This window comes from Caballeronia grimmiae, from assembly GCF_022879615.1.
GTDB classification, from domain to species: Bacteria; Pseudomonadota; Gammaproteobacteria; order Burkholderiales; family Burkholderiaceae; genus Caballeronia; species Caballeronia grimmiae.
Map to the genome: position 1 here is coordinate 571280 of NZ_CP084271.1, position 20830 is coordinate 592109.

Annotated in this window: 25 protein-coding genes and 2 pseudogenes; 13 read left to right on the forward strand and 14 right to left on the reverse strand. The window is 63.9% G+C overall.

The window, feature by feature from the left end; translation table 11 throughout:
- The first annotated feature begins 14 nt into the window (after positions 1-14).
- From glyA to LDZ21_RS02790, 7 genes and pseudogenes are all read left to right on the forward strand, one after another.
- On the forward strand, positions 15-1262 hold the full coding sequence (glyA, locus tag LDZ21_RS02760; protein ID WP_244794114.1) for a serine hydroxymethyltransferase: 1248 nt from the start codon (positions 15-17) through the stop codon (positions 1260-1262).
- 18 nt (positions 1263-1280) lie between these two features.
- Positions 1281-1763 carry a transcriptional regulator NrdR gene (nrdR, locus tag LDZ21_RS02765; protein WP_035967852.1) on the forward strand — a complete coding sequence of 161 codons (483 nt, stop codon included), beginning with the start codon at positions 1281-1283 and terminating at the stop codon, positions 1761-1763.
- A 148-nt stretch (positions 1764-1911) separates the two neighbouring features.
- Positions 1912-2459 (forward strand): annotated as a pseudogene (locus tag LDZ21_RS02770) (GspH/FimT family pseudopilin).
- On the forward strand, positions 2456-2839 hold the full coding sequence (locus tag LDZ21_RS02775; RefSeq protein ID WP_244794116.1) for a type IV pilus modification PilV family protein: 384 nt from the start codon (positions 2456-2458) through the stop codon (positions 2837-2839). Before LDZ21_RS02770 ends, LDZ21_RS02775 begins: the two are co-directional and overlap by 4 nt.
- Positions 2836-3615 (forward strand): PilW family protein, encoded by a 780-nt coding sequence (locus tag LDZ21_RS02780; RefSeq protein ID WP_244794118.1) that lies wholly within the window; start codon positions 2836-2838, stop codon positions 3613-3615. Before LDZ21_RS02775 ends, LDZ21_RS02780 begins: the two co-directional genes overlap by 4 nt.
- Positions 3612-4112 carry a pilus assembly PilX family protein gene (locus LDZ21_RS02785; protein WP_244794120.1) on the forward strand — a complete coding sequence of 167 codons (501 nt, stop codon included), beginning with the start codon at positions 3612-3614 and terminating at the stop codon, positions 4110-4112. Before LDZ21_RS02780 ends, LDZ21_RS02785 begins: the two co-directional genes overlap by 4 nt.
- Before the next feature lie 58 nt (positions 4113-4170).
- Positions 4171-4583 (forward strand): annotated as a pseudogene (locus tag LDZ21_RS02790) (type IV pilin protein).
- A gap of 5 nt (positions 4584-4588) precedes the next feature.
- Here the strand turns inward: LDZ21_RS02790 and LDZ21_RS02795 are convergent.
- From LDZ21_RS02795 to LDZ21_RS02810, 4 genes are all read right to left on the reverse strand, one after another.
- Positions 4589-5113, reverse strand: a complete 525-nt coding sequence (locus tag LDZ21_RS02795; RefSeq protein ID WP_244794122.1) for a DUF3318 domain-containing protein — start codon at positions 5111-5113, stop codon at positions 4589-4591.
- A 53-nt stretch (positions 5114-5166) separates the two neighbouring features.
- On the reverse strand, positions 5167-5547 hold the full coding sequence (locus tag LDZ21_RS02800) for a phage holin family protein (protein WP_244794125.1): 381 nt from the start codon (positions 5545-5547) through the stop codon (positions 5167-5169).
- A 226-nt stretch (positions 5548-5773) separates the two neighbouring features.
- Complete coding sequence (locus LDZ21_RS02805) at positions 5774-6076, reverse strand: ElaB/YgaM/YqjD family protein (RefSeq protein ID WP_244794127.1); 303 nt, start codon at positions 6074-6076, stop codon at positions 5774-5776.
- A 231-nt stretch (positions 6077-6307) separates the two neighbouring features.
- Complete coding sequence (locus LDZ21_RS02810) at positions 6308-7498, reverse strand: acyl-CoA dehydrogenase (protein WP_244794129.1); 1191 nt, start codon at positions 7496-7498, stop codon at positions 6308-6310.
- A 116-nt stretch (positions 7499-7614) separates the two neighbouring features.
- Here LDZ21_RS02810 and LDZ21_RS02815 point away from each other — a divergent pair, with 116 nt between their 5' ends.
- Positions 7615-8415 carry an IclR family transcriptional regulator gene (locus LDZ21_RS02815; RefSeq protein WP_244794131.1) on the forward strand — a complete coding sequence of 267 codons (801 nt, stop codon included), beginning with the start codon at positions 7615-7617 and terminating at the stop codon, positions 8413-8415.
- Positions 8416-8428: 13 nt separating this feature from the next.
- Here LDZ21_RS02815 and kynA read toward each other — a convergent pair whose 3' ends face one another.
- The 3 genes from kynA to kynB are packed head-to-tail and all read right to left on the reverse strand — an operon-like array spanning position 8429 to position 11226.
- Complete coding sequence (gene kynA / locus LDZ21_RS02820) at positions 8429-9310, reverse strand: tryptophan 2,3-dioxygenase (RefSeq protein ID WP_244794133.1); 882 nt, start codon at positions 9308-9310, stop codon at positions 8429-8431.
- Positions 9311-9321: 11 nt separating this feature from the next.
- Positions 9322-10572, reverse strand: a complete 1251-nt coding sequence (gene kynU, locus LDZ21_RS02825; RefSeq protein WP_244794134.1) for a kynureninase — start codon at positions 10570-10572, stop codon at positions 9322-9324.
- Between the two features lie 27 nt (positions 10573-10599).
- Positions 10600-11226, reverse strand: a complete 627-nt coding sequence (gene kynB / locus LDZ21_RS02830; protein WP_244794136.1) for an arylformamidase — start codon at positions 11224-11226, stop codon at positions 10600-10602.
- A 133-nt stretch (positions 11227-11359) separates the two neighbouring features.
- Here kynB and LDZ21_RS02835 point away from each other — a divergent pair, with 133 nt between their 5' ends.
- Positions 11360-11866 (forward strand): Lrp/AsnC family transcriptional regulator, encoded by a 507-nt coding sequence (locus LDZ21_RS02835; RefSeq protein ID WP_244794138.1) that lies wholly within the window; start codon positions 11360-11362, stop codon positions 11864-11866.
- 16 nt (positions 11867-11882) lie between these two features.
- Here the strand turns inward: LDZ21_RS02835 and LDZ21_RS02840 are convergent, their stop codons facing one another.
- Entirely contained in the window at positions 11883-12395 is a 513-nt protein-coding gene (locus LDZ21_RS02840; RefSeq protein ID WP_035967870.1) for a flavin reductase family protein, read from the reverse strand.
- A complete protein-coding gene (locus LDZ21_RS02845) occupies positions 12392-12634 on the reverse strand; it encodes a hypothetical protein (protein WP_244794139.1) in 243 nt (80 codons plus the stop codon). Before LDZ21_RS02845 ends, LDZ21_RS02840 begins: the two co-directional genes overlap by 4 nt.
- Positions 12635-12680: 46 nt before the next feature.
- Between LDZ21_RS02845 and msrA the strand changes: the two genes are divergently transcribed.
- A complete protein-coding gene (gene msrA, locus LDZ21_RS02850) occupies positions 12681-13241 on the forward strand; it encodes a peptide-methionine (S)-S-oxide reductase MsrA (protein ID WP_035967873.1) in 561 nt (186 codons plus the stop codon).
- 7 nt (positions 13242-13248) lie between these two features.
- Here msrA and LDZ21_RS02855 read toward each other — a convergent pair whose 3' ends face one another.
- From LDZ21_RS02855 to pdxH, 3 genes are all read right to left on the reverse strand, one after another.
- On the reverse strand, positions 13249-14301 hold the full coding sequence (locus LDZ21_RS02855; protein ID WP_404980568.1) for a DUF72 domain-containing protein: 1053 nt from the start codon (positions 14299-14301) through the stop codon (positions 13249-13251).
- A gap of 17 nt (positions 14302-14318) precedes the next feature.
- Positions 14319-15533: a class I SAM-dependent methyltransferase gene (locus tag LDZ21_RS02860; RefSeq protein WP_244794143.1), complete on the reverse strand. Its 1215-nt coding sequence runs from the start codon at positions 15531-15533 to the stop codon at positions 14319-14321.
- A gap of 109 nt (positions 15534-15642) precedes the next feature.
- Complete coding sequence (pdxH, locus tag LDZ21_RS02865) at positions 15643-16284, reverse strand: pyridoxamine 5'-phosphate oxidase (RefSeq protein ID WP_244794145.1); 642 nt, start codon at positions 16282-16284, stop codon at positions 15643-15645.
- A 280-nt stretch (positions 16285-16564) separates the two neighbouring features.
- Here pdxH and LDZ21_RS02870 point away from each other — a divergent pair, with 280 nt between their 5' ends.
- Complete coding sequence (locus LDZ21_RS02870) at positions 16565-17407, forward strand: tRNA threonylcarbamoyladenosine dehydratase (RefSeq protein ID WP_244794146.1); 843 nt, start codon at positions 16565-16567, stop codon at positions 17405-17407.
- 69 nt (positions 17408-17476) lie between these two features.
- Here the strand turns inward: LDZ21_RS02870 and trxA are convergent, their stop codons facing one another.
- Both trxA and LDZ21_RS02880 read right to left on the reverse strand, forming a co-directional pair.
- Positions 17477-18325 carry a thioredoxin gene (gene trxA / locus LDZ21_RS02875; RefSeq protein ID WP_244794147.1) on the reverse strand — a complete coding sequence of 283 codons (849 nt, stop codon included), beginning with the start codon at positions 18323-18325 and terminating at the stop codon, positions 17477-17479.
- A gap of 71 nt (positions 18326-18396) precedes the next feature.
- A complete protein-coding gene (locus LDZ21_RS02880; protein ID WP_244794148.1) occupies positions 18397-19296 on the reverse strand; it encodes a pirin family protein in 900 nt (299 codons plus the stop codon).
- A 191-nt stretch (positions 19297-19487) separates the two neighbouring features.
- Here LDZ21_RS02880 and LDZ21_RS02885 point away from each other — a divergent pair, with 191 nt between their 5' ends.
- Together LDZ21_RS02885 and LDZ21_RS02890 are read left to right on the forward strand one after the other, a co-directional pair.
- Positions 19488-19775, forward strand: a complete 288-nt coding sequence (locus LDZ21_RS02885; RefSeq protein WP_035967881.1) for a hypothetical protein — start codon at positions 19488-19490, stop codon at positions 19773-19775.
- A gap of 171 nt (positions 19776-19946) precedes the next feature.
- Positions 19947-20828: an EamA family transporter gene (locus LDZ21_RS02890; RefSeq protein ID WP_035967939.1), complete on the forward strand. Its 882-nt coding sequence runs from the start codon at positions 19947-19949 to the stop codon at positions 20826-20828.
- The last annotated feature ends 2 nt before the right edge of the window (positions 20829-20830 follow it).

Here is a 20830-nt window from a genome sequence, read left to right on the forward strand (position 1 = left end):
TTCACGGAAAACGTATGTTCGACAGAGCCGAAAGTACCCTTGCCAAGGTCGATCCCGAATTGCTCAAGGCGATCGAGCAGGAAAACCGCCGTCAGGAAGATCACATCGAACTGATCGCGTCGGAAAACTACACTTCGCCCGCCGTAATGGCCGCGCAGGGTTCGCAACTCACGAACAAGTACGCCGAAGGCTATCCCGGCAAGCGCTATTACGGCGGTTGTGAGTACGTGGATATCGTCGAGCAGCTTGCAATCGATCGCGTGAAGCAACTCTTCGGCGCCGAAGCCGCGAACGTGCAGCCGAACTCCGGCTCGCAGGCCAACCAGGGCGTGTTCTTCGCGATGCTCAAGCCGGGCGACACGATCATGGGCATGAGCCTCGCCGAAGGCGGCCACCTCACGCACGGCTCGCCGGTCAACATGTCGGGCAAGTGGTTCAACGTCGTGAGCTACGGGCTGAACGAAGCTGAAGACATCGATTACGAAAAGACCGAAGCGCTCGCCAAGGAACACAAGCCGAAGCTGATCGTCGCGGGCGCGTCGGCGTTTGCGCTGCGCATCGACTTCGAGCGTCTGTCGCAGATCGCGAAGAGCGTCGGCGCGTACTTCATGGTCGATATGGCGCATTACGCGGGTCTCATCGCCGCCGGGCTTTATCCGAACCCGGTGCCGCATGCGGACTTCGTAACGACCACCACGCACAAGAGCCTGCGCGGGCCGCGCGGCGGCGTCATCCTGATGAAGGCGGAGTTCGAGAAGCAGATCAACTCGGCGATTTTCCCCGGGATTCAGGGCGGCCCGTTGATGCACGTGATTGCGGCGAAGGCCGTCGCGTTCAAGGAAGCGCTCGCGCCGGAGTTCAAGTCGTATCAGCAAGCCGTGATCGACAACGCGCGCGTGCTCGCTGAAACGCTGGTCAAGCGCGGTTTGCGCATCGTGTCGGGCCGCACCGAGAGCCACGTGATGCTCGTCGACCTTCGCGCGAAGAAGATCACCGGCAAGGCAGCGGAAGCGGCGCTCGGCAACGCGCACATCACGGTCAACAAGAACGCGATTCCGAACGATCCGGAAAAGCCGTTCGTCACGAGCGGCGTGCGTCTGGGCTCGCCCGCGATGACCACGCGCGGCTTCGGCACGAAGGAAGCGGAAATCGTCGGCAATCTGATTGCGGACGTGCTCGACAACCCGGAAGACCAGGCAACGATCGAGCGCGTGCGCGGGCAAGTGTCCGAGCTGACCAAGCGCTTCCCGGTCTACCGTTAATCCGCGAGACTCCCGCCAATGCGCTGCCCGTTCTGCCGACACGAAGACACTCAAGTCGTGGATTCTCGCGTGTCGGAGGACGGCGCGGCCATTCGGCGGCGGCGGCGCTGTCCCGCGTGCGACAAGCGTTTCACCACCTATGAGCGCGTCGAGCTGGCGCTGCCGTCCGTCGTCAAGAAAGACGGCAGCCGCACCGAATTCGACCGCCGCAAGATCGTCGCGAGCATGAAGCTCGCGTTGCGCAAGCGTCCTGTTGCGGCGGACGCCATCGATGCCGCCGTCGCGCGCATCGAATATCAGTTGCTCGGCAGCGGCGAGCGCGAAGTGCAAAGCGAGCGGCTCGGCGAACTGGTGATGAACGAGTTGCGCCAGCTCGATACCATCGCGTACGTGCGCTTCGCATCCGTCTATAAGCGCTTCGAAGATGTCTCCGAGTTCGAAGACGTGCTCGACGAATTCCGCCGCGCCGCGCCCAAAAAGTCCGCCTCGCGCAAGCGCTGATCTTCGTTTCATCCTTCCCCCAAGCCCTTTGCGTGTCCTCGCGTAGTCTGCACAGGACGCGATTGCGTGAACACTAGGCCATTCGGCTAATGGCGGCGCGTCTTGCATCCCGATAGATTCGACCTTCGTTCAACTCGATCGATAAGGGATGCAGATGAACCGACCATCCATTGCGGGCTTCACGCTCGTCGAACTCTGCGTGGTGCTTGCCGTCATGGCGATCCTCGCGACGTTCGCAACGCCCTCGTTTCTTGCCTGGCAAACGCGCGATCAGGTCGATGCCCGCGCGCGTTCGCTGTTCTCGACGCTGACACTCGCCCGCGCTGAATCCCTGCGGGGGGCGCGCGCATTACGCTGTGTCGCATCGACGGCGCGCGGCATTGTCTTGCGTCCGGAAAGAGCTGCGATAACGGCATCACGGACTGGTCGTGCGGCTGGGCCTTGTTCGTCGAGCGCGACGGCGTGCCTGCGCTGTTACGCGCTGAACCAGCGATATCGTCGATCTCGATCGCGGGCGCCGCGACCGATCTCTCTTTCACGCCGCCCGCCGGGCAAGTGATCGGCGGCTTTCGCAGCTTCGACCTAGCCCCGCGCGGCGCGGATTCCGCTTCCAATGCGGCAGCGCGGCGCTGCATCCGGCTCGCGGCGGGCGGGCGTCCACGCATGACGGCGGGCAGTTGCGGAGCATCGGCATGAAGACGCTTCAATCTGGCGATTCGCTCCTCGAAGTCATGATCGCGCTGTCGATTACCGCGGTGACGGCGCTCGGCTTCGTCGCCTTGCAAAGCGTGCTTGTGCGTGGCGAGCGGTATGCGCTGATCCGCGAGCGTGCGGCGCTCATCGCGGATTCGGTCGTGGAAGGCATTCGCAGCGATGCGGATCGCGGCTCGGTCGTGTCGCAGTGGCAGGCGAGGGCGGCGGCGATGCTTCCCGATGCCGATATCTCCGTGCAAGACCGTGCCGATGGCGTGCGCGTCGCCACCGTGAGCTGGCGTGCGGACGATCGCGCTGATCCTTGCCCCGAGCCGCAGGCCCGGCCGCGCACTTCATGCATCGTGGTGGCGTTCGCACGATGAAAGCGCGGCTCTTCATCTCGCGCGGCCACACGCTGCTCGAACTTGCGATTGCGCTCGCGCTCGGGCTGTTGATCGTGGCGGCGGCGTTGTCCCTGTATCGCGCGCAGCGTGGCGCTTTCGAGCGTGCCGCCGACGCCGCCCGCATGCACGATGCCGCCGTCGCCGCGCTCGAACTGATTGCGCAGCACGTGCAGATGGCGGGTTTCGCATCGACCCACGCCGACGCGCCGCTGTTCGGCTGCGTGCAAGGCCGCGTCATCGGTGCGGATACGGCGGCATCGTGCGAATCGCTCGCGAGCCGGTCCGATGGCGTGCAGGTCCGATACGCGGCGGATGCGGTATCGACGTGGCCCACAGCGACGGGCGCGCCGACCAACTGCCTCGGCCAGTCCGTCGCCGATGACTACGTGACCAATCGCTTCTATGCGAAATCGGGCACATCGGCCGGCGAGCCGGAGCTGTATTGCGAGGGAAGCGGCAAGCAGGCGCAACCGCTGGTCGAGGGCATCGAGCGCCTGAGAGTTCAGTATTGGCTGACGGGCGCGTCCAGCGCGGTCGATGCCTCCGCTATTGCGCGCGACCGTTGGCCCGACGTCCACGCCGTCGATCTGTGCGTGCTCGTGCGCGGCTTCGCGACGCTGACGAAAGCGCGGGCGAACTATATCGATTGCAGCGGCGCAACCGCCGTTGCCGACGACGGCCGCATGCGGCAAGCATTCTCGCGGCGCGTCGAAATACGCAATGCGGCGGCGGCAAGCGATCGAGGTTCAACATGAACCTCCGGTCGAAGTCTCGCGGCGCGGTATTGCCGATCGTGTTGCTGCTTGCCGCGATGATGCTCGTCACAGCGAGCGCATGGCTGCAGGCATCGCTCGTGGCGGCGCGGACGACGGTAGCGGCGCGCGAACGCATGCAGGCTTTCCACGCGGCGGACAGCGCGCTGCTGCGTTGCAGCCGGATGCTTTCGGCGGCGTTGCCTGCCACTGGAGCGGTAGATCAGGAGCCGGCTCGCTGGCGGCTCAGGGCGTCGTTCGAAGGGGCGTCGGCGTTGGCGGTTGCGCCATTCGTCACCTGGCCTTATGCGATGCGCGCGCCGCAATGCCTGATCGAGGCGTGGTCGCGCTCGGGGCAATCGGCGGCAATGTCGTATCTCGTCACCGCGCGAGGTTTCGGGGCGCAGCCGCAGTCCGAAGCGTGGCTACAGATGCGGATCGATTCAGCGGACGGCGTCATCACGCAACATTGGCGGCGTGTCGTCGCCAAGCCATTTTGAGGGCTTTGCAGTGAAGAACCGGTTTCGGATAGACGACGGCTTCAGCTTGCTCGAACTGATGATCGCGCTCGGCGTGGCCGCGATCATCGCGACCTTTGCGCTTCCGGCGTACCGGACGCACGTCGCGAAAACGCATCGGCTCGATGCGGCGGCGGCGCTTCAGCGAGCGGTGCAGTTCATCGAGACAGCGCGGCTCGCACAGACCGGAACCGACTCCATTGCGTTGAGTGCGGGTATGGATCAGGCGCCGTCGAGCGGAACGCCCGTCTATAAGCTCGCGCTGTTGCCAGAGTCTGCGGCGAACGGCGGCTACACGATCGAAGCCGCGCCCGTCGCATCCGGTGTCTGCAGGACGATGCATGCGGCGTGTTCATCATCGATGCAACCGGGCTGCGGTCGAACCGGCTTGCGGACACGGCCGCCCCGCTCGATGCGGCGAAATCGTCGGCATGCTGGACGGGAAAGGGATGACGCGCTTAGAAAACGGTCGGATCGACCGCGTTCGTCGACGCCTCCGTGCTCGTGGCCTTCATCTGCTGATAGATGCGCCATGCTTCCCAGGCGGCCAGCCCAAGCCCGCCCCACTTGAGCAAAGGCTTCGCGCCACGCACCACCGTTTTGCGGACGGGACGGGTCAGCAAGAGCGAAGCGAGCGACCCGACGATCGGATACTGTTTGAACAGGAACCCGAACTTTCCGCCAGCCGGGCCACGACCGCTCATCAGCGCATTGAGCGAGCCAAGCAAGCTGCCGATGCCGCCGCCCGCCGCGCCGCGCCTGGCCGACCGCCGCCCCGAACGCCTGCCCGTCACCATCAGCCCGATGAGAGGCAGGTGCGCGACGGATTCGCGAAGATCGTTCGTCGCTTGCCGCAGCTCCATGCGCTCGACATCCGCGCGAGCAAGCAGCAGTTCCTTGCGCAGCGTGCGCATTTGCGGCGTGCGAAGCTGTTGCTGCACTTCGCGCTTCCCTGCCTTATAGGTGTCGTCGTTATGGCTCATGGTCGAACGGGCATGTGTGATTCAACGTGGACGGGATTCGTGCGCCGTGCTGCTCAGTCAAAAACGTCGCGATCCTTGCGGAACTGATCGAGCGTGTCATCGAACAGATGCGGCGCACTGCGCAACTTGCCGCGCGCGCTCAGCCCGCAGATGATCGCGATGACCGCATACAGCAACGTGATACCGCCGAGCGCCTGCCAGCGATAGGTGTCCCAAAAGAATATGGCGATGAGCACCGTGAGGGAAATCAGCGCCATCATGGCCAGCAGCATCGCCGCAAGCCCGAGAAAGAGCACGCCGATCAGCCGTTCTTTCTCCTCTTGCAGTTCGATGCCGATCAGTTCGAGCCGCGTTTCGAAGATCGCGAAAACGGAGCTCACGATGCGGCGCAAGGGTCCTTGGGAGGAATCGCGCGGTAGCCGTTCTGTCGTCATGGTTTGGGTGCGGGGGCGCGGTGGATGCGGCCTTCATGGTCCCGGCCGGTGCACGAGGCAGCCGGCCGGCGCGAGTGCCGGACCGCGTGCCCGGGCAGGGCGTTCGCGGTTCGGCCTGAAACGATCCGTCCTGGCCAGGCCGGATCGCGTCGGTTACCCCTTTAGCAAACGGCGGGCCATTCGTTCGAAAGAGCGATGCACATCGAACGTGGCCTGCCTCAAATGCTTACCGTCGATTGATAAGGAGACCGATGACCATGCCTACGCCCGCCGCAATGCCGATGGACGCCCACGGATGCTCGTGCACGTAATCGTCAGTGGCGCGCGCAGCTTTCTTGCCGCGTTCGATCACGACGACCTGTGCATCGGCGGCCTTGTCTTTGGCTTGCTTGAGACGCGTCATCGCGGTCTCGCGCAGCTCGGAAGCGCGCTCGCCCGTTGCGGCAGCGGCTTGCTTGAGAAGGTCTTCGGCGTCAGCGAGAACGCTTTTGATGTCCGACATGAATTGCTCCTTATTGATTTCTGACATTAAAGGCTCCAATCGTTGTGGCTACGAGATCGTAACCAAAGACGCCATCGCTGACGAGGAGGCTTCGTTACAGCGCCGATGAATGCAGATTTCGTTCCTGCCCCGTTTATTGAAACAAACGCGGTGAACAGCGCCTGCCTTCGTCGAAAGTCCGACACTGTTGCAACACTGAGACGATCTGACCCGTAAAAGTTTCAGTCGCCTATCGAAAGTTACAAAAGGATCACTGGCTCAGAAGAACGCCTGAATGCCGGTCTGCGCGCGGCCAAGGATAAGCGCGTGGATATCATGCGTGCCTTCGTACGTATTCACCACTTCGAGATTGACGAGATGCCGCGCGACGCCGAATTCATCGGAGATGCCGTTGCCGCCGAGCATATCGCGGGCTAGCCGTGCGATTTCAAGCGCCTTGCCGCACGAGTTGCGTTTCATGATGGACGTGATTTCGACTGCCGCCGTGCCTTCGTCCTTCATGCGGCCGAGCCGCAGCACGCCTTGCAGTCCGAGGGTGATTTCGGTCTGCATATCGGCGAGTTTCTTCTGGATCAGCTGGTTTGCGGCAAGCGGACGGCCGAACTGCTTGCGGTCGAGCGTGTATTGCCGCGCCGTGTGCCAGCATGCCTCGGCGGCGCCGAGCGCGCCCCACGAGATGCCATACCGCGCCGAATTGAGACACGTGAACGGTCCCTTCAGTCCGCGCACGTCAGGCAGCAGGTTTTCTTCGGGAACGAAAACGTCGGCCATGACGATTTCGCCGGTGATCGATGCACGAAGCCCGACCTTGCCGTGAATCGCGGGCGCTGATAAGCCCTTCCAGCCTTTCTCGAGAATGAAGCCGCGAATGTCGTCGCGGCCGTCTTCTTCCAGTTTCGCCCAGACCACGAAGACATCCGCGATCGGCGAGTTCGAAATCCACATCTTCGCGCCGGACAGCGAATAACCGTTCTGCACTTTCTTCGCGCGCGTGGTCATGCTCGCCGGGTCGGAGCCCGCGTTCGGCTCGGTCAGGCCAAAGCAGCCGATCCACTCGCCACGCGCCAGCTTCGGCAGATACTTTTCTTTCTGCGCATCGCTGCCGAACGCGTGAATCGGCACCATGACGAGCGACGACTGCACCGACATCATCGAGCGATACCCCGAATCGACGCGCTCCACTTCACGCGCGATCAGCCCGTAGCTGACGTAGTTCAGCCCCGGCCCGCCGTATTGCTCGGGAATCGTCGGCCCGAGCAGGCCGAGTTCGCCCATCTCGCGGAAGATCGCCGGATCGGTCTTCTCGTCGCGGAACGCCTGCAAGACGCGCGGTTGCAGCTTGTCCTGCGCGTAGGCGCGCGCCGCGTCGCGCACCATGCGCTCTTCTTCGGTCAGTTGATGATCGAGCAGCAGCGGGTCTTCCCAGTTGAATCGGGCGGCGTCGGCCATGTGCGTTCTCCTGTTTGGCGTATCGGGGCGTCGCGCAGTGTCGTTGGAACGGCGCTTGACGTGAGTTCCGCTGTGCAGAACAATGTTCTGCAAATCCGCTTCGAGTTTAGCATTCGATGAAACCCGCCAACAATCGCAGGCTCCCCGTAAATGCGTCGCGCCTTTTAGAATCCGATGCCATCGACGAGCGCAAATTCGTCGTTGCGCTCGCACGCGGCCTCGACATATTGCGCGCATTTCGGCCCGGCGAAACCTTGCTGGGCAACCGCGATTTTGTCGAACGCACGGGCTTGCCAAAAGCGACCGTGAACCGCCTCGCCTATACGCTTGCCACGCTCGGCTACATGCGCTTCGACGAAGCCGCCGGCAAATACGCGCTCGACACCGGCGTGCTGTCGCTCGGCTTTGCGCTGCTCGCGGGCGCGGACATGCTCGAGCTGGCGCGACCGCATATGCGCGCGCTCGCACGCGAGATTGGCGCGGCGGTATCGCTCGGATGCAGCGACGGACTCGACATGATCTATCTGGAAACCATACGCAGCGAGACGGCGCTGACGCTCGGCCTCGCGCCGGGGTCGCGTCTGTCGATGCTGACGAGTTCGATGGGCCGCGCGTATCTCGCCGTGCAGGAACCGGCGGCGCGTGCGGCGTTACTGGAAGAGTTGGCAAGGGAGGAGGGCGCGGAACGCGTGGAAGCGGCGGCGCGCGCCATCGACGATTACGCGCGTGACGGCTGCTGCTATTCGTTCCGCGAGTGGCACGACGACGTGAACGCCATCGCCGCGCCGTTCCGCGACGTGCGCAATGGCCGATGGCTCGTATTGAGCAGCAGCGGGCCGGCGTCGTCGATGGACGAAGCGTATTTCCGCGACATCATCGGCCCGAAACTGAAGGCGCTGGCCGCACGCCTCGGCTAGGCCGGCGAGGCGATCAAAGCACGGTCCGGACGTGCCAAAGCTCCGGAAACAGCACGACATCGAGCATCCTGCGCAGATACGGCGCGCCCGCTGTGCCGCCCGTGCCCTGCTTGAAGCCGATGATCCGCTCGACGGTCGTCACGTGGCGGAAGCGCCATTGCCGGAACGCGTCTTCGAGATCGACGAGTTCTTCCGCCATTTCATACAGCTCCCAGTGCTCGGACGGATTGCGGTAGACCGAGAGCCAAGCCGCTTCGACGGAGGCATCGTGCGTCGTCGGCTGCGTCCAGTCGCGCTCCAGCCGCTCCGGCGCAATGTCGAAACCGCGTCGTGCGAGCAGGCGGATGACTTCGTCGTAGAAGGAAGGCATTTCCAGCGTCTCGCGCACCTGTCCGAGAATGTTCGGCCGATGCGCGTGCGGCTTCAACATCTGCACGTTCTTGTTGCCCAGCAGAAACTCGATCTGCCGATACTGATGCGACTGAAACCCCGACGACGCGCCGAGATAAGGCCGCATCGCGGTGTATTCGGACGGCGTCATCGTCGCGAGGACGTTCCACGCTTGCACCAGTTGCTCGAAAATCCGCGACACGCGCGCGAGCATCTTGAACGCGGGCGGCAATTCATCGCGATGCACCGAGTCCAGCGCCGCGCGCAGTTCGTAGAGCGCGAGCTTCATCCAGAGCTCGCTCGTCTGATGTTGCACGATGAACAGCATCTCGTTGTGATCCGGCGACAGCGGATGCTGCGCGGTGAGGATCGAATCGAGGCCGAGATAATCGCCGTAGCTCATTGAATCGGAGAAATCGAGCTGGGCGTCGTGCCAGCCTTCTTTTTCCCCTTCCGGCGATGCCGCCGCGCCATGTCCGAACGGACAACCTTTGCCTTCGCTCATGTTCCGTGTCCTCAGGTCACCGACGCGCGTTCGGCGAATTCCGGCGCGCGCCAGCTTTCGGTCGCGAGCACGTCGCGCAGCACTTCGACGGCGTCCCACACATCGACGAAGCGCGTGTAGAGCGGCGTGAAGCCGAAGCGCAGAATGTGCGGCTCGCGATAATCGCCGATCACGCCGCGCGCGATCAGCGCCTGCATCACTTCATAGCCGTGCGGATGTTCGAAGCTCACTTGCGAGCCACGCTGCGCATGATCGCGGGGCGTCGCGAGCGTCAGCGGGAAGCCGGCGCAGCGTGCTTCGACGAGCGCGATGAACGTATCGGCGAGCGAGAGCGACTTGCGCCGCAGCGTCTGCATGTCCGTTTGCAGGAAGACATCGAGTCCGCATTCGACGAGCGCCATCGAGACGATCGGCTGCGTGCCGCAGAGAAAGCGCCCGATGCCGTCGTCCGGCCGGTAGACCGGGTCCATCTCGAACGGCTTCTTGTGGCCCCACCATCCGGAGAGCGGTTGCGAGAACGTACTCTGATGCCGCTTCGGGACCCATACGAACCCCGGCGATCCGGGTCCGCCGTTCAGATACTTGTACGTGCAGCCGACCGCATAGTCTGCGCCGACGCCGTTCAGATCGACCGGCACCGCGCCCGCCGAATGCGCGAGATCCCATACGGCGAGCGCGCCCGCGCGATGAATCGTCTCGGTGAGCGCGGCCATGTCGTGCATGTAGCCGGTGCGGTAGTTGACGTGCGTGATCATCGCGATGGCCGTGTGCTCGTCGATGGCGGCGGGCAGGCCGGCGGCGTCATCGACGAGACGCAGTTCATAGCCGCGATCCAGTTGCTCGATGAGCCCCTGCGCGATGTAGAGATCGCTCGGGAAGTTCGAACGTTCGGAGACGATCACGCGCCGCTTGGGATCGCGCTCGTTCGCTGCTTTCAACGCGGCCGACAGCACCTTGAACAGGTTCGAGGAAATTGTGTCCGTGACGACGACCTCGTCTTCGCCCGCACCGATCAGCGGCGCGAGCTTGTTGCCGAGGCGCTTGGGCAGGGCGAACCAGCCGGCGGTATTCCAGCTTCGGATCAGCCCTCCGCCCCATTCCGCGCCGATCACGCTGGCGGCGCGCGCGGCTGCGGCCCTGGGCGGCACGCCGAGCGAATTGCCGTCGAGATAAATCACGCCCTCGGCGAGCGCGAACTGCTGGCGCAGCGGGGCGACCGGATCGTCGAGGTCGAGCGCGGCGGCATCGTCACGATGTTTCATCGAAAAGTCCATGAGTTGGCGGATTATTTAGCGAAGAGGACGGAGCACGGCGCGCACGGGGCTTGCATCGAGCGTCGTGAATTTGAGCGGTAGCGCGATGAGTTCGTAATCGCCGGGCGCGACGGCATCGAGTACGAGGCCTTCGAGAATCGCCATGCGATGGGCGCGGATGCGGCGATGCGCGTCCATCGTTTTCGACTCCTGCGGATCGAGCGAAGGCGTATCGATGCCGATGAGCTTCACGCCTTTCGCTGCCAGCAAGTCGATGGTTTCGGGCGCGACCGCGCAGAACGCGCTATCCCACGCGTCGAGCGGCGCGCGGTCATAGGTGCGCAGCAGCATGCGCGGCGGGGCGTCGTCGAGATGGGCGGCGACCATCTCCGGCGTGACGAGCGGCTTCGCGCCGACGCAGTGCACGACGCGGCACGCACCGATATACGCGTCCAGCGCGACAGCCCCGATCGGTGCGCCGTCGGCATCGTAGTGAAGCGGGGCATCGGCGTGCGTGCCGGTGTGCGGCGAAAGCGTGAGGCGGGCAACGTTGACGGGCGACCCCGCTTCCATCCGCCACACGCGCTCGATGCCGACCGGCGTATCGCCCGGCCAGACCGGGGCGCCGTTGGCGATGGGCGCGGAGATATCGAAAAGCGTCATGGCGCGGCCTAGCAGAGAGTGTGGATATGCGTCAAATCATAGCCGTCCGAATCGGAAAGGTGATTGCGAAATAACCACCCAAAAACGTTCCGGCTAGAACATAATTCGATGAAACGGGCTCGGAGGCTAAAAAGTGACCGGATTCACGCTCGATGCAACGGATTGCCGAATTCTGGCGGTATTGCAGGAAGATGGACGGATCAGCAACCTGGACCTGGCGGAGCGCATCTCGCTCTCACCGTCGGCGTGCCTGCGCCGGATGCGGCTGCTCGAAGAAGAAGGGGTGATTGCGAGTTATCGCGCGTGCCTCGACCGCGAGCGGCTAGGCATCGAACTCGAGGCGTTCGTCCACGTCTCCATGCGCAACGATGAGGAAAACTGGCATGAGAAGTTCGCGGCGGCGGTGCGCGAATGGCCGGAGGTGGTCGGGGCGTTCGTCGTCACCGGGGACACGCACTATGTGCTGCGCGTGCTCGCGCACAACCTCAAGCACTACTCCGATTTCATTCTGACGAAGCTGTACAAGGCGCCGGGCGTCATCGACATACGCTCGAACATCGTGCTGCAAACCATGAAGGACGACGCGGGCGTGCCTGTCGCGTTGATCGACCAGCCGGCGCGCGGCGTGTCGAACGGCTGATCCGCGCCTCGCAGCCTTATTCGAGCGGTCCGACCGTATGGAATCCGCCCGCCTGAAAGACGAGCGGCGCGATCTCCGACGCGTTCTCATGCACCCCGCAGCGTTCCACTTCGCCGACGAAGATCACGTGATCGCCCTCGTCGTAGCGGCTGCGGTTGTGGCATTCGAACCAGGCGAGCGCGCCATCGAGCACGGGCATGCCGGTATCGCCGGCGGCGTGCGAAACGCCTGCGAAGCGGTCGCCCTTGACCGTCGCAAAACGCCGGCAAAGGTCGAGTTGCGAGGCCGCCAGCACGTTCACGACGTAATGACTATTCGCGCGAAAGACCGGCATCGAAGCCGAGCGCGTCGCGAGACTCCACAGCACGAGCGGCGGATCGAGCGAAACCGAATTGAATGAGCTTGCCGTGATGCCGATCAGCTGGCCGGAGTCCGTGCGCGTGGTGATGACGGTCACGCCGGTCGCGAACTGGCCGAGTGCGGCGCGGAAAGTGGTCGGGTCGAAATTCGGGGTTTTGGCGCGTGTCATGTGGCAACTGGGCGGGCGAGTATACGGTCGAGTTTGTTGTGTGCAACCGAGCCGGCCGCGCGTCGCGCCTGAGTCGGAACGACCTTCTTTGAGAGCATAAAAAAGCTGTAGATTTGTGTCGATTCTAGCGGAATCGGCTGCGGCAAGCCGCCATAAGCCAGTACGGAGTGTGTGGGCGACGCCGCTTTGTAATCGCGGTTAAGCTCGTCGTCATTGAAGAAGCGCGTCGGCGCATCCATATGGAAGGTCCGCGGCATCGCCGCATGCACTTGACGAGGAGCAGGCATGACCCAGCAAAACGCGCAGGCGAGATTCGAAACCGCGACGCTCGGCGGCGGTTGTTTCTGGTGCACCGAAGCGGTGTTTCTGGCGGTCGAAGGCGTGCAGTCGGTGGAATCGGGGTATGCGGGCGGGCAGGTGGTCAATCCGTCGTACGAGCAGGTCTGCGACGGCGACACCGGCCACGCGGAAGTCGTGAAAGTCGTGTTCGATCCGGACGTCATCGGCTATCGCGAAGTTCTGGAGATTTTCTTCGCGACGCATGATCCGACGCAGCTCAATCGTCAGGGCAACGATGTCGGCACGCAGTATCGCTCGGCGGTGTTCACGCATTCGGACGAGCAACGCAAGATCGCGCTCGAAGTGATCGACGAATTGCAGCGGGAGGATGTCTTCGGGGGCAAGGTCGTCACCGAAGTCACGCCGCTCGCCGACGACTATTATCCGGCCGAGGCGTATCACCAGAACTTCTTCGCGCAGCATCCGAATCAAGGATATTGCGCGGCGGTCGTCGGGCCGAAGGTGGCGAAGTTCCGCAAGAAGTTCGCGCATCGGCTGAAGGCGTGATGCATCGCTAATTCGACTGCGCGCGCTCGCATTCTTCTGCGATACCGCGCGCCAGTTCGAAGCACGTCAGCGGCGCGGAGCCTTCCGCCTTGTTGTTCGCCGCGATCACCACCGGCTGGCCGGCAATCGCGTACTGCGCCGCCAGTTCGGCGAGCGCGGCGCGCGTGTCGATGTCTTCATCGACGATTCTGTCGAACGGCTCGTACTTCGCCTTCGCCTGTTCGTATTTGAAGCCGCTGTGCAGGCTCCATCGCACGATGAGCGGCCCCTTCTTTTGTTCGTCCAGCAGCGCAAGCGCCTTCGCCTGGCGGCGCACGTCCGGCATCCGGGCGTGCACGCCGATGCAATACCGCACGTTCGCGTCACGCAGCGCGCGGATGAAGCGCGGCGTGAGCATCACCGCGTCGCGAAGCTCCACCGCGTAGCACGCATCGCCCTCGAGCGGCGGCAGCGCGGCGAGAAACGTCGCGAGACGATCGGTAAAGCGCGATGGCGCGACGATCATCGCGTCGGGCAGCGGCGGGATCTGAAACACGAGCGCGCCGGCCTTGGCGCCCAGGCCGCCGATGCACGGCGTCACGAACTCGTCGATGGCGATGCGCGCGTCGAGAAACGCGGGGTTCCCGGAACCGGGCGCGCCGCGCTCGCCGCGAATGAAGGCGTCGGTGACGGAGGCGGGCGCCTTCACGATGAAGCGGAAATGCTCCGGCACCTGCGATGCATAGCGCGCATACTCCGCAAGCGACAGTGGCGCGTAGAACGAGCGGTCGATCGACACGCTTTTCAGGAGCGGATGCGCGGAGTAAGCGGAAAGGCCGTCGCGGGACAGTTTGGTGTTCGAATAATCGTCGCCGTAGACGATGCCGCGCCAGCCCGGAAACGACCACGTCGATGTGCCGAGATGCACGCCCGGTGGTAGCCGTCGTGCCAGCGTCTCCAGTTCCGGCTGCGAAACCGCGGGCTGCACGCCGCGCCTCTTCGAAGCGGCAGCAGGCACGGGCGCGGCTGAACCGAACAGATCGGACTGTTCGTCGTTGTTATCGTCCGCGCTTGCGTCGATCAGCGTTTCATCGTGACTCAGAGCGGCTTCTCGTAGATATACCGACGCGACCACGGCAGCGTCCGGGCGCTGCGTCCGGCCTTGCGGCAGACGACCTGATAGATCGAGACGTCGTCGTTCTCGAACGCATAGGCGCAGCCCGCCAGATACACGCGCCAGATGCGGAATTTTTCGTCGTCGACGAGCTTTCTCGCTTCTTCCGCATGCGTCTCGAAGTTGTGGGCCCACAGATCGAGCGTATGCGCGTAGTGACGCCGCAGGCTTTCGACATCGACAGCCTCCAGCCCGCCGCGCTGCATGCTTTCGAGCGCGAGGCTGATATGCGGCAGCTCGCCGTCCGGAAACACGTACTTGTCGATGAACTCGCCGCCGCCGAGCGACGTCTCGCCGCTCTCCGCATCCGACGACGTAATGCCGTGATTCATCGCCACGCCGTCATCGACGAGCAGATCGTGAATCCGCGCGAAGTAGCCGGGCAGATTCTTGCGCCCGACGTGCTCGAACATGCCGACGCTCGTAATGCGGTCGAACTGTCCCGGCACATCGCGATAATCCTGCAAGCGGATTTCGATCTGGTCTTCGAGGCCGGCGTCCTTCACGCGCTGCGTCGCGAGCTTGAACTGATTTTCGGAGAGCGTGACGCCCACGCATTTCGCGCCGAACTTCTGCGCCGCGCGAATGACGAGCGCGCCCCAGCCGCAGCCGATATCGAGCAGGCGATGGCCCGGCTGCACCTGAATCTTGGTGAGAATGTGGTCGATTTTCTTGAGCTGCGCGGTGGCGAGGTCTTCGTCGCCATTCTCGAAATACGCGCAGGAGTACACCATGTTCTTGTCGAGCCAGAGCTGATAGAACTCGTTCGACACATCGTAGTGATACTGGATGGCTTTCTTGTCGGACGCCTTGGAATGCGTGAAGTAGCGTCGCACCCGAGCGAGCTTGCCGGCGCTCGTGACCGTGCTCTTCGCAAGCGAGTAACCGATGTCGATGATGTCCGAGAGCTTGCCCTCGATATCGATCTTGCCCTTCACATACGCCTCGCCGAGATTGTCGAGGCTAGGCTCCAGCAAGTAGGGCAGTGCGGTCGCGCTCTTCACGTGCAGCGTCACCTGAGGCGCGGCAAAGCTGCCGAAGTCATGCTGCTGTCCGTCCCACAGCACGAGGCGCGCGGGGAGATTGGCCCTTTCCCGCACCTCGTCAACCCATTGCGTCAGCTTCTTCTCCCAGAACATGCTTGTTTCTCCGCGCTAAGAAAATCCAAGGTGAAGGCTCGCGCCCTCATGTTCGTTGCCCCGTGTTGCGCCGGCCGTGCTTCTTGCGATGCTTTCTGGCGTGCCTGCCTTACGGTGCGAGCCGCGTGATGCGCCACGGGCCGTCGGCGCCGTCGCGCGTATAGACGATGCGGTCATGCAGCCGCGAGGGCCGTCCCTGCCAGAATTCGATCGTCTCGGGCACGAGCCGGTAGCCGCCCCAATGTGGCGGGCGCGGCGGCGCGTCGCCGTATTGCGCGATCATGTCGCGCTCGCGCGCTTCGAGCGTCTCGCGGCTGTCGAGCGGCTGGCTCTGGTCCGATGCCCACGCTCCGATGCGCGATCCGAGCGGACGCGACGCGTAGTACGCATCGCTTTCTTCGTTGCTCGTTTTCACGACCGTGCCCTCGATACGCACCTGTCGCTCGAGTTCGATCCAGTGAAACAGCAGGCTCGCCGCCGGATTTTCCGCAAGTTCGCGGCCCTTGCGGCTATCGTAATTGGTGAAAAAAACAAAGCCACGCTCGTCGACGCCCTTGATGAGCACGATGCGCGCGGACGGGCGGCCTCGTGCGTCGACGGTGGCGAGCGTCATCGCGTTGGGCTCGGGCAGCTTGGCATCGAGCGCCTGGGCGAACCAGGTTTGGAACTGGCGCACCGGGTTCGGATCGACGTCAGCGGCGTCCAGCGCGCCGCGCGAATAATTCTTTCGAAGGTCTGCTAAGGTCGTCATTTTTATGCAAACGCTACAATCGCGTCAGTATAGCCAAGGTGATACGTTCTTGCCCCGTTTACCAGGGGCTTGCAATGACCGGCGTCAAGGCATCGAAGAGGGAAGACATAATTCTTCGTTCGCATCGGCTGCGGCTATCACGGCTTCGGTATCGATAAGGCAGAATACGCAATTCAGCGGCACTTTGCATGAATGGACTGCGCACTACCATGCGTCGACAGCCGCCTGTAAGCCTTGATGAGCGGGCGTTTCCGTCCGTCACCCATTTTGCACCAACGCCATGACTTCACCTGATTCCGCCGTCACGCTTTCCGTCGAAGACGCCGCCGACCGCGAGCGGCGCTTCGGCGGCATCGCACGCTTGTATGGCGCGGACGCGCTCGCCGCGTTCGAGCGCGCGCATGTCGCGGTCATCGGCATCGGCGGGGTGGGGTCGTGGGTGGCGGAGGCGCTGGCGCGCAGCGCAATCGGCACGCTCACACTGATCGACCTCGATAACGTCGCCGAGAGCAATACGAATCGTCAGATTCACGCGCACGACGGCAACTATGGCAAGGCGAAGGTGAGCGCAATGGCCGAGCGCATCGCGTTGATCGATCCCGCGTGCAATGTGCGGCAGGTCGAAGATTTCGTCGAGCCCGGCAATTTCGATGCGACGCTCGGCGGCGGCTTCGACTTCATCGTCGATGCGATCGACAGCGTGCGTACCAAGACGGCGTTGATCGCCTGGTGCGTGGCGCGCAAGCAGGCGCTCATCACCGTGGGCGGCGCGGGCGGGCAACTCGATCCGACGCGCATTCGCATCGACGATCTTGCGCTCACCATTCAGGACCCGCTGCTCTCGAAAGTGCGCGGCCAGTTGCGCAAGCAGCACGGCTTTCCGCGCGGGCCGAAGTCGCGCTTCAAGGTCAGTGCGGTGTATTCGGACGAGCCGCTCATTTATCCCGATGCCCCCGCGTGCGATATCAGCGAAGGCGCAGAGCATCTGGAAACGGGCGCGAACTACGCGGGGCCGGTCGGGCTGAATTGCGCGGGCTTTGGTTCGAGTGTCTGCGTGACGGCGAGCTTTGGTTTTGCGGCGGCGGCGTTCGTGCTTCGGGAACTGGCCAAACGGGCGGCTTGATCGCCGGATCGGCGTGGATGCACAAACGGCCAGCTTTTTAGCTGGCCGTTTGCGTTTGTACAGCGACGATCAATTCATCGCCGCGCTCAGCCTGCGCCGCCAGCGCGACACGAGATCCGGCTGATTCGATGCCAGTTCGAAGACCGAGAGCATCGTCTTGCGGCCAACGTCGTCCATGAAGGCGCGGTCGCGTTGCACGATCGCCAGCAGATGTTCCAGCGCGCCTTCATAGTCGCGGCCCGCGATCAGCCGGTTGGCCAGCGCGAAGCGCGCTTCGAGATCGTCGGGATTCGCATTCACCGCGCCGATCAGCGCGTCGGCGGGCGGCAGTTCGGCTGCGGCTTCGGCGGCGTCCAGCTCGGTTTTCAGCGCGTTGTAGCGGGCATCGATGCCTTGCGTCGTCTTCGGCGACAGCAGCTTGTCCTCGTCCTTCGCCTCGTCGATGCGCCGCTCCGCGAGCAGCCATTCGATCAGGTCGAGACGGGCGTCGTCGTAGCCCGGATCGAGCGCGAGCGCGGCCTTGATGCGGTCGATCGCCTCCTTGCGGTTGCCTGTTGCCCACGCGTTATGCGCGGCGTTGCGCTCGGCATCGGCGCCGTCGGGCACGAGCTTGTCGAGGAACGCGCGCAACTGGCCTTCGGGCAGCACGCCGATGAACTGATCGATCGGCCGGCCTTCCGCGAATGCGATCACGTGCGGAATGCTGCGCACCTGGAAGTGCTGCGCAAGCTCCTGATTCTCGTCGACGTTCACCTTGACGAGCTTCCATGCGCCGCCGGCTTCGGCTTCCAGCCTTTCCAGCATGGGGCCAAGCGTCTTGCAGGGGCCGCACCAGGGCGCCCAGAAATCGACGAGGACGGGCGCGAGCATCGACGCGTTGATGACGTCGCTCTCGAATGTGGCAAGGGTGGTATCCATGCGTTCTCTCCTCATGCTTGTGATTTGTGTCTACATCCTAGTTGGGGACGCCCGACGCATGTATCAATGGTTCACGCTTCCGGCGCACGCTGTTCGCGGCGCGGCGGCGGCAACGGAATGAACTCCGTCTCGCCCGGAACCTCGCCCATGCGCTGCTCGCTCCATGCGAGCTTGGCGGCTTCTATCTTGTCCCGCGAACTCGATACAAAGTTCCATTCGATGAAGCGCGTGCCGTCGAGCGGCGCGCCGCCGAGCAGCATCACGACCGCGCCGCTCGTGCTCGCGAGTTGCACGGCCGCGCCTGGCGTCAGCACGGACATCTGCTGCGGCGGGACGGCAACGCCGTCGACCGACAAATCGCCATCGACGAGATAGACGCCGCGTTCCTCGTGCTCGGCGTCGAGCGTGAGTTCGCTGCCCGGCGCGAAGTGCGCGGCGACGTAGAGCGTCGGCGAGAAAGTGCGCGTCGGGGCTGTTGCGCCGAACGCGGTGCCCGCGATCACGCGCAAGGTGACGCCGCCGCGCTCGATTTGCGGGAGCGTCGTGGCTGCGTGATGTTCGAACGACGGCTCCACTTCCTCGCTCGCGACCGGCAGCGCAACCCATGTCTGAATGCCGTGCATTGTCTGCCCGCTCGCGCGCTCTTCGTCGGGCGTGCGCTCCGAATGGACGATGCCGCGCCCGGCGGTCATCCAGTTGACATCGCCCGGAACGATCTTCTGCACGGAACCGACGCTGTCGCGATGCATGATCGCGCCGTCGAACAGATAAGTGACGGTGGCAAGCCCGATATGCGGATGCGGCCGCACGTCGAGGCCCTTGCCGGGCACGAGGGTTGCGGGTCCGATGTGGTCGAAGAAGATGAAAGGTCCGACGGTGCGCGCCGCAAGCGCGGGAAGCACGCGCCTCACCATGAGGCCGCCGACGTCGTGTTGATGAGGTTTCAACTGCGCGCGAATCGTCGAGGACATGGCGGTTCACCGAAGAAAGGCGGGCGCCGGAATGGCGCACCAGAACTGCCGATTCTACCGGTGGCCGCCAGGCGGCGCACTGCCCGGGCCCCGGGCGTGCGCTGATCCTTTCGAAGTTCCGTGCGGTCGTGACCGGCCGCGCTTTTTGAAACTGCGTGCAGGTCGCGCAATTTTGATAGGAGAGGGAAACAATGAGCAAGAACAAACTTTTGATCGCCATCACCGCGGGCCTTTTCACGGCTACTGCCGCAACTGGCGCGTTTGCGCAGACCTCGTCGGGCAACTCCTCGGCGGCAATGGGCGGCGATACCTCCACGGCCACTCAGGGCGACGCATCGGCGGGAACGGGTTCCGGCACCACGACCAAGAAGCACCACAAGGCGCGCAAGCACGGCACGCAGTCGTCGGCAGCAACCAAGAAGACGCCGGAAGCCGAAACCGGCAACAATGCGGGCACCGAGTCCGGCCAGAGCAAGTAAAGCGTCTTCGTTCGCGAAGGCTGCGAGCGCCCGCGCCGTCGAACGGCGCGGGCGCTTTTCACATTCCTTCCCCAATCCCACGCCGGCCGCAGGTTTTGACAATCCTTCGCGCGCGCCCTTCGCTACACTCGCCTGATTGCGCATGCGGCGCACGACAAGAGGGGAATGGCGATGTCGCCCAGGGATTTGCTGATTGCAACGGTGGTTATTTTTGCGTGGGGCGTGAACTTCGTCGTCATCAAGCTGGGGCTGCATGGCGTCCCGCCGATGCTGCTCGGCGCGCTGCGTTTCGCGCTCGCGGCGCTGCCCGCATTCTTCGTCAAGCGTCCGCAGATTCCGCTGCGATGGCTCTTCGCCTACGGTCTCACCATCTCGCTCGGGCAGTTCGCGCTGCTCTTCTATGGCATGTCCGTCGGGATGCCGGCGGGCCTCGCGTCGCTCGTGCTGCAGGCTCAGGCGTTCTTCACGCTGATTTTCGCCGCGATGTTCCTCGGCGAGCGCATTCGCGCGGCCAACGTGATCGGTCTACTGATCGCGGCGGCGGGTCTCGCGCTGATCGGCATGCACGGCGGCCAGGCGATGACCCTTACCGGCTTTCTCTTCACGCTCGGGGCCGCGTCGATGTGGGCGCTCGGCAACATCGCGACGAAGCGCATGGGCAAGGTCGATCTGCTGTCGCTCGTCGTGTGGGCGAGCCTGATTCCGCCGCTGCCGTTCCTCGTGCTGTCGCTGATCTTCGAAGGCCCGGCGCGTATCGAGTCGAGCCTCGCGTCGATCCCGCTCGTGTCGGTGCTCGCGGTGTGTTATCTCGCATTCATCGCGACGCTGGTCGGTTATAGCTTGTGGGGGAAACTGCTCGCGCGCTATGCGGCGGGGCAAGTCGCGCCGTTCTCGCTGCTCGTGCCGGTGATCGGCCTGGCGTCGGCGGCGCTGTTTCTCGATGAAGGAATGAGTTCGATGGAAGTTGCTGGCGCGGCGCTCGTGATGGCGGGGCTCGCCGTGAACGTGTTCGGCGGGCGGATCGTGCAGCGGTTCGCGTCGGCGGCGCGGTAATC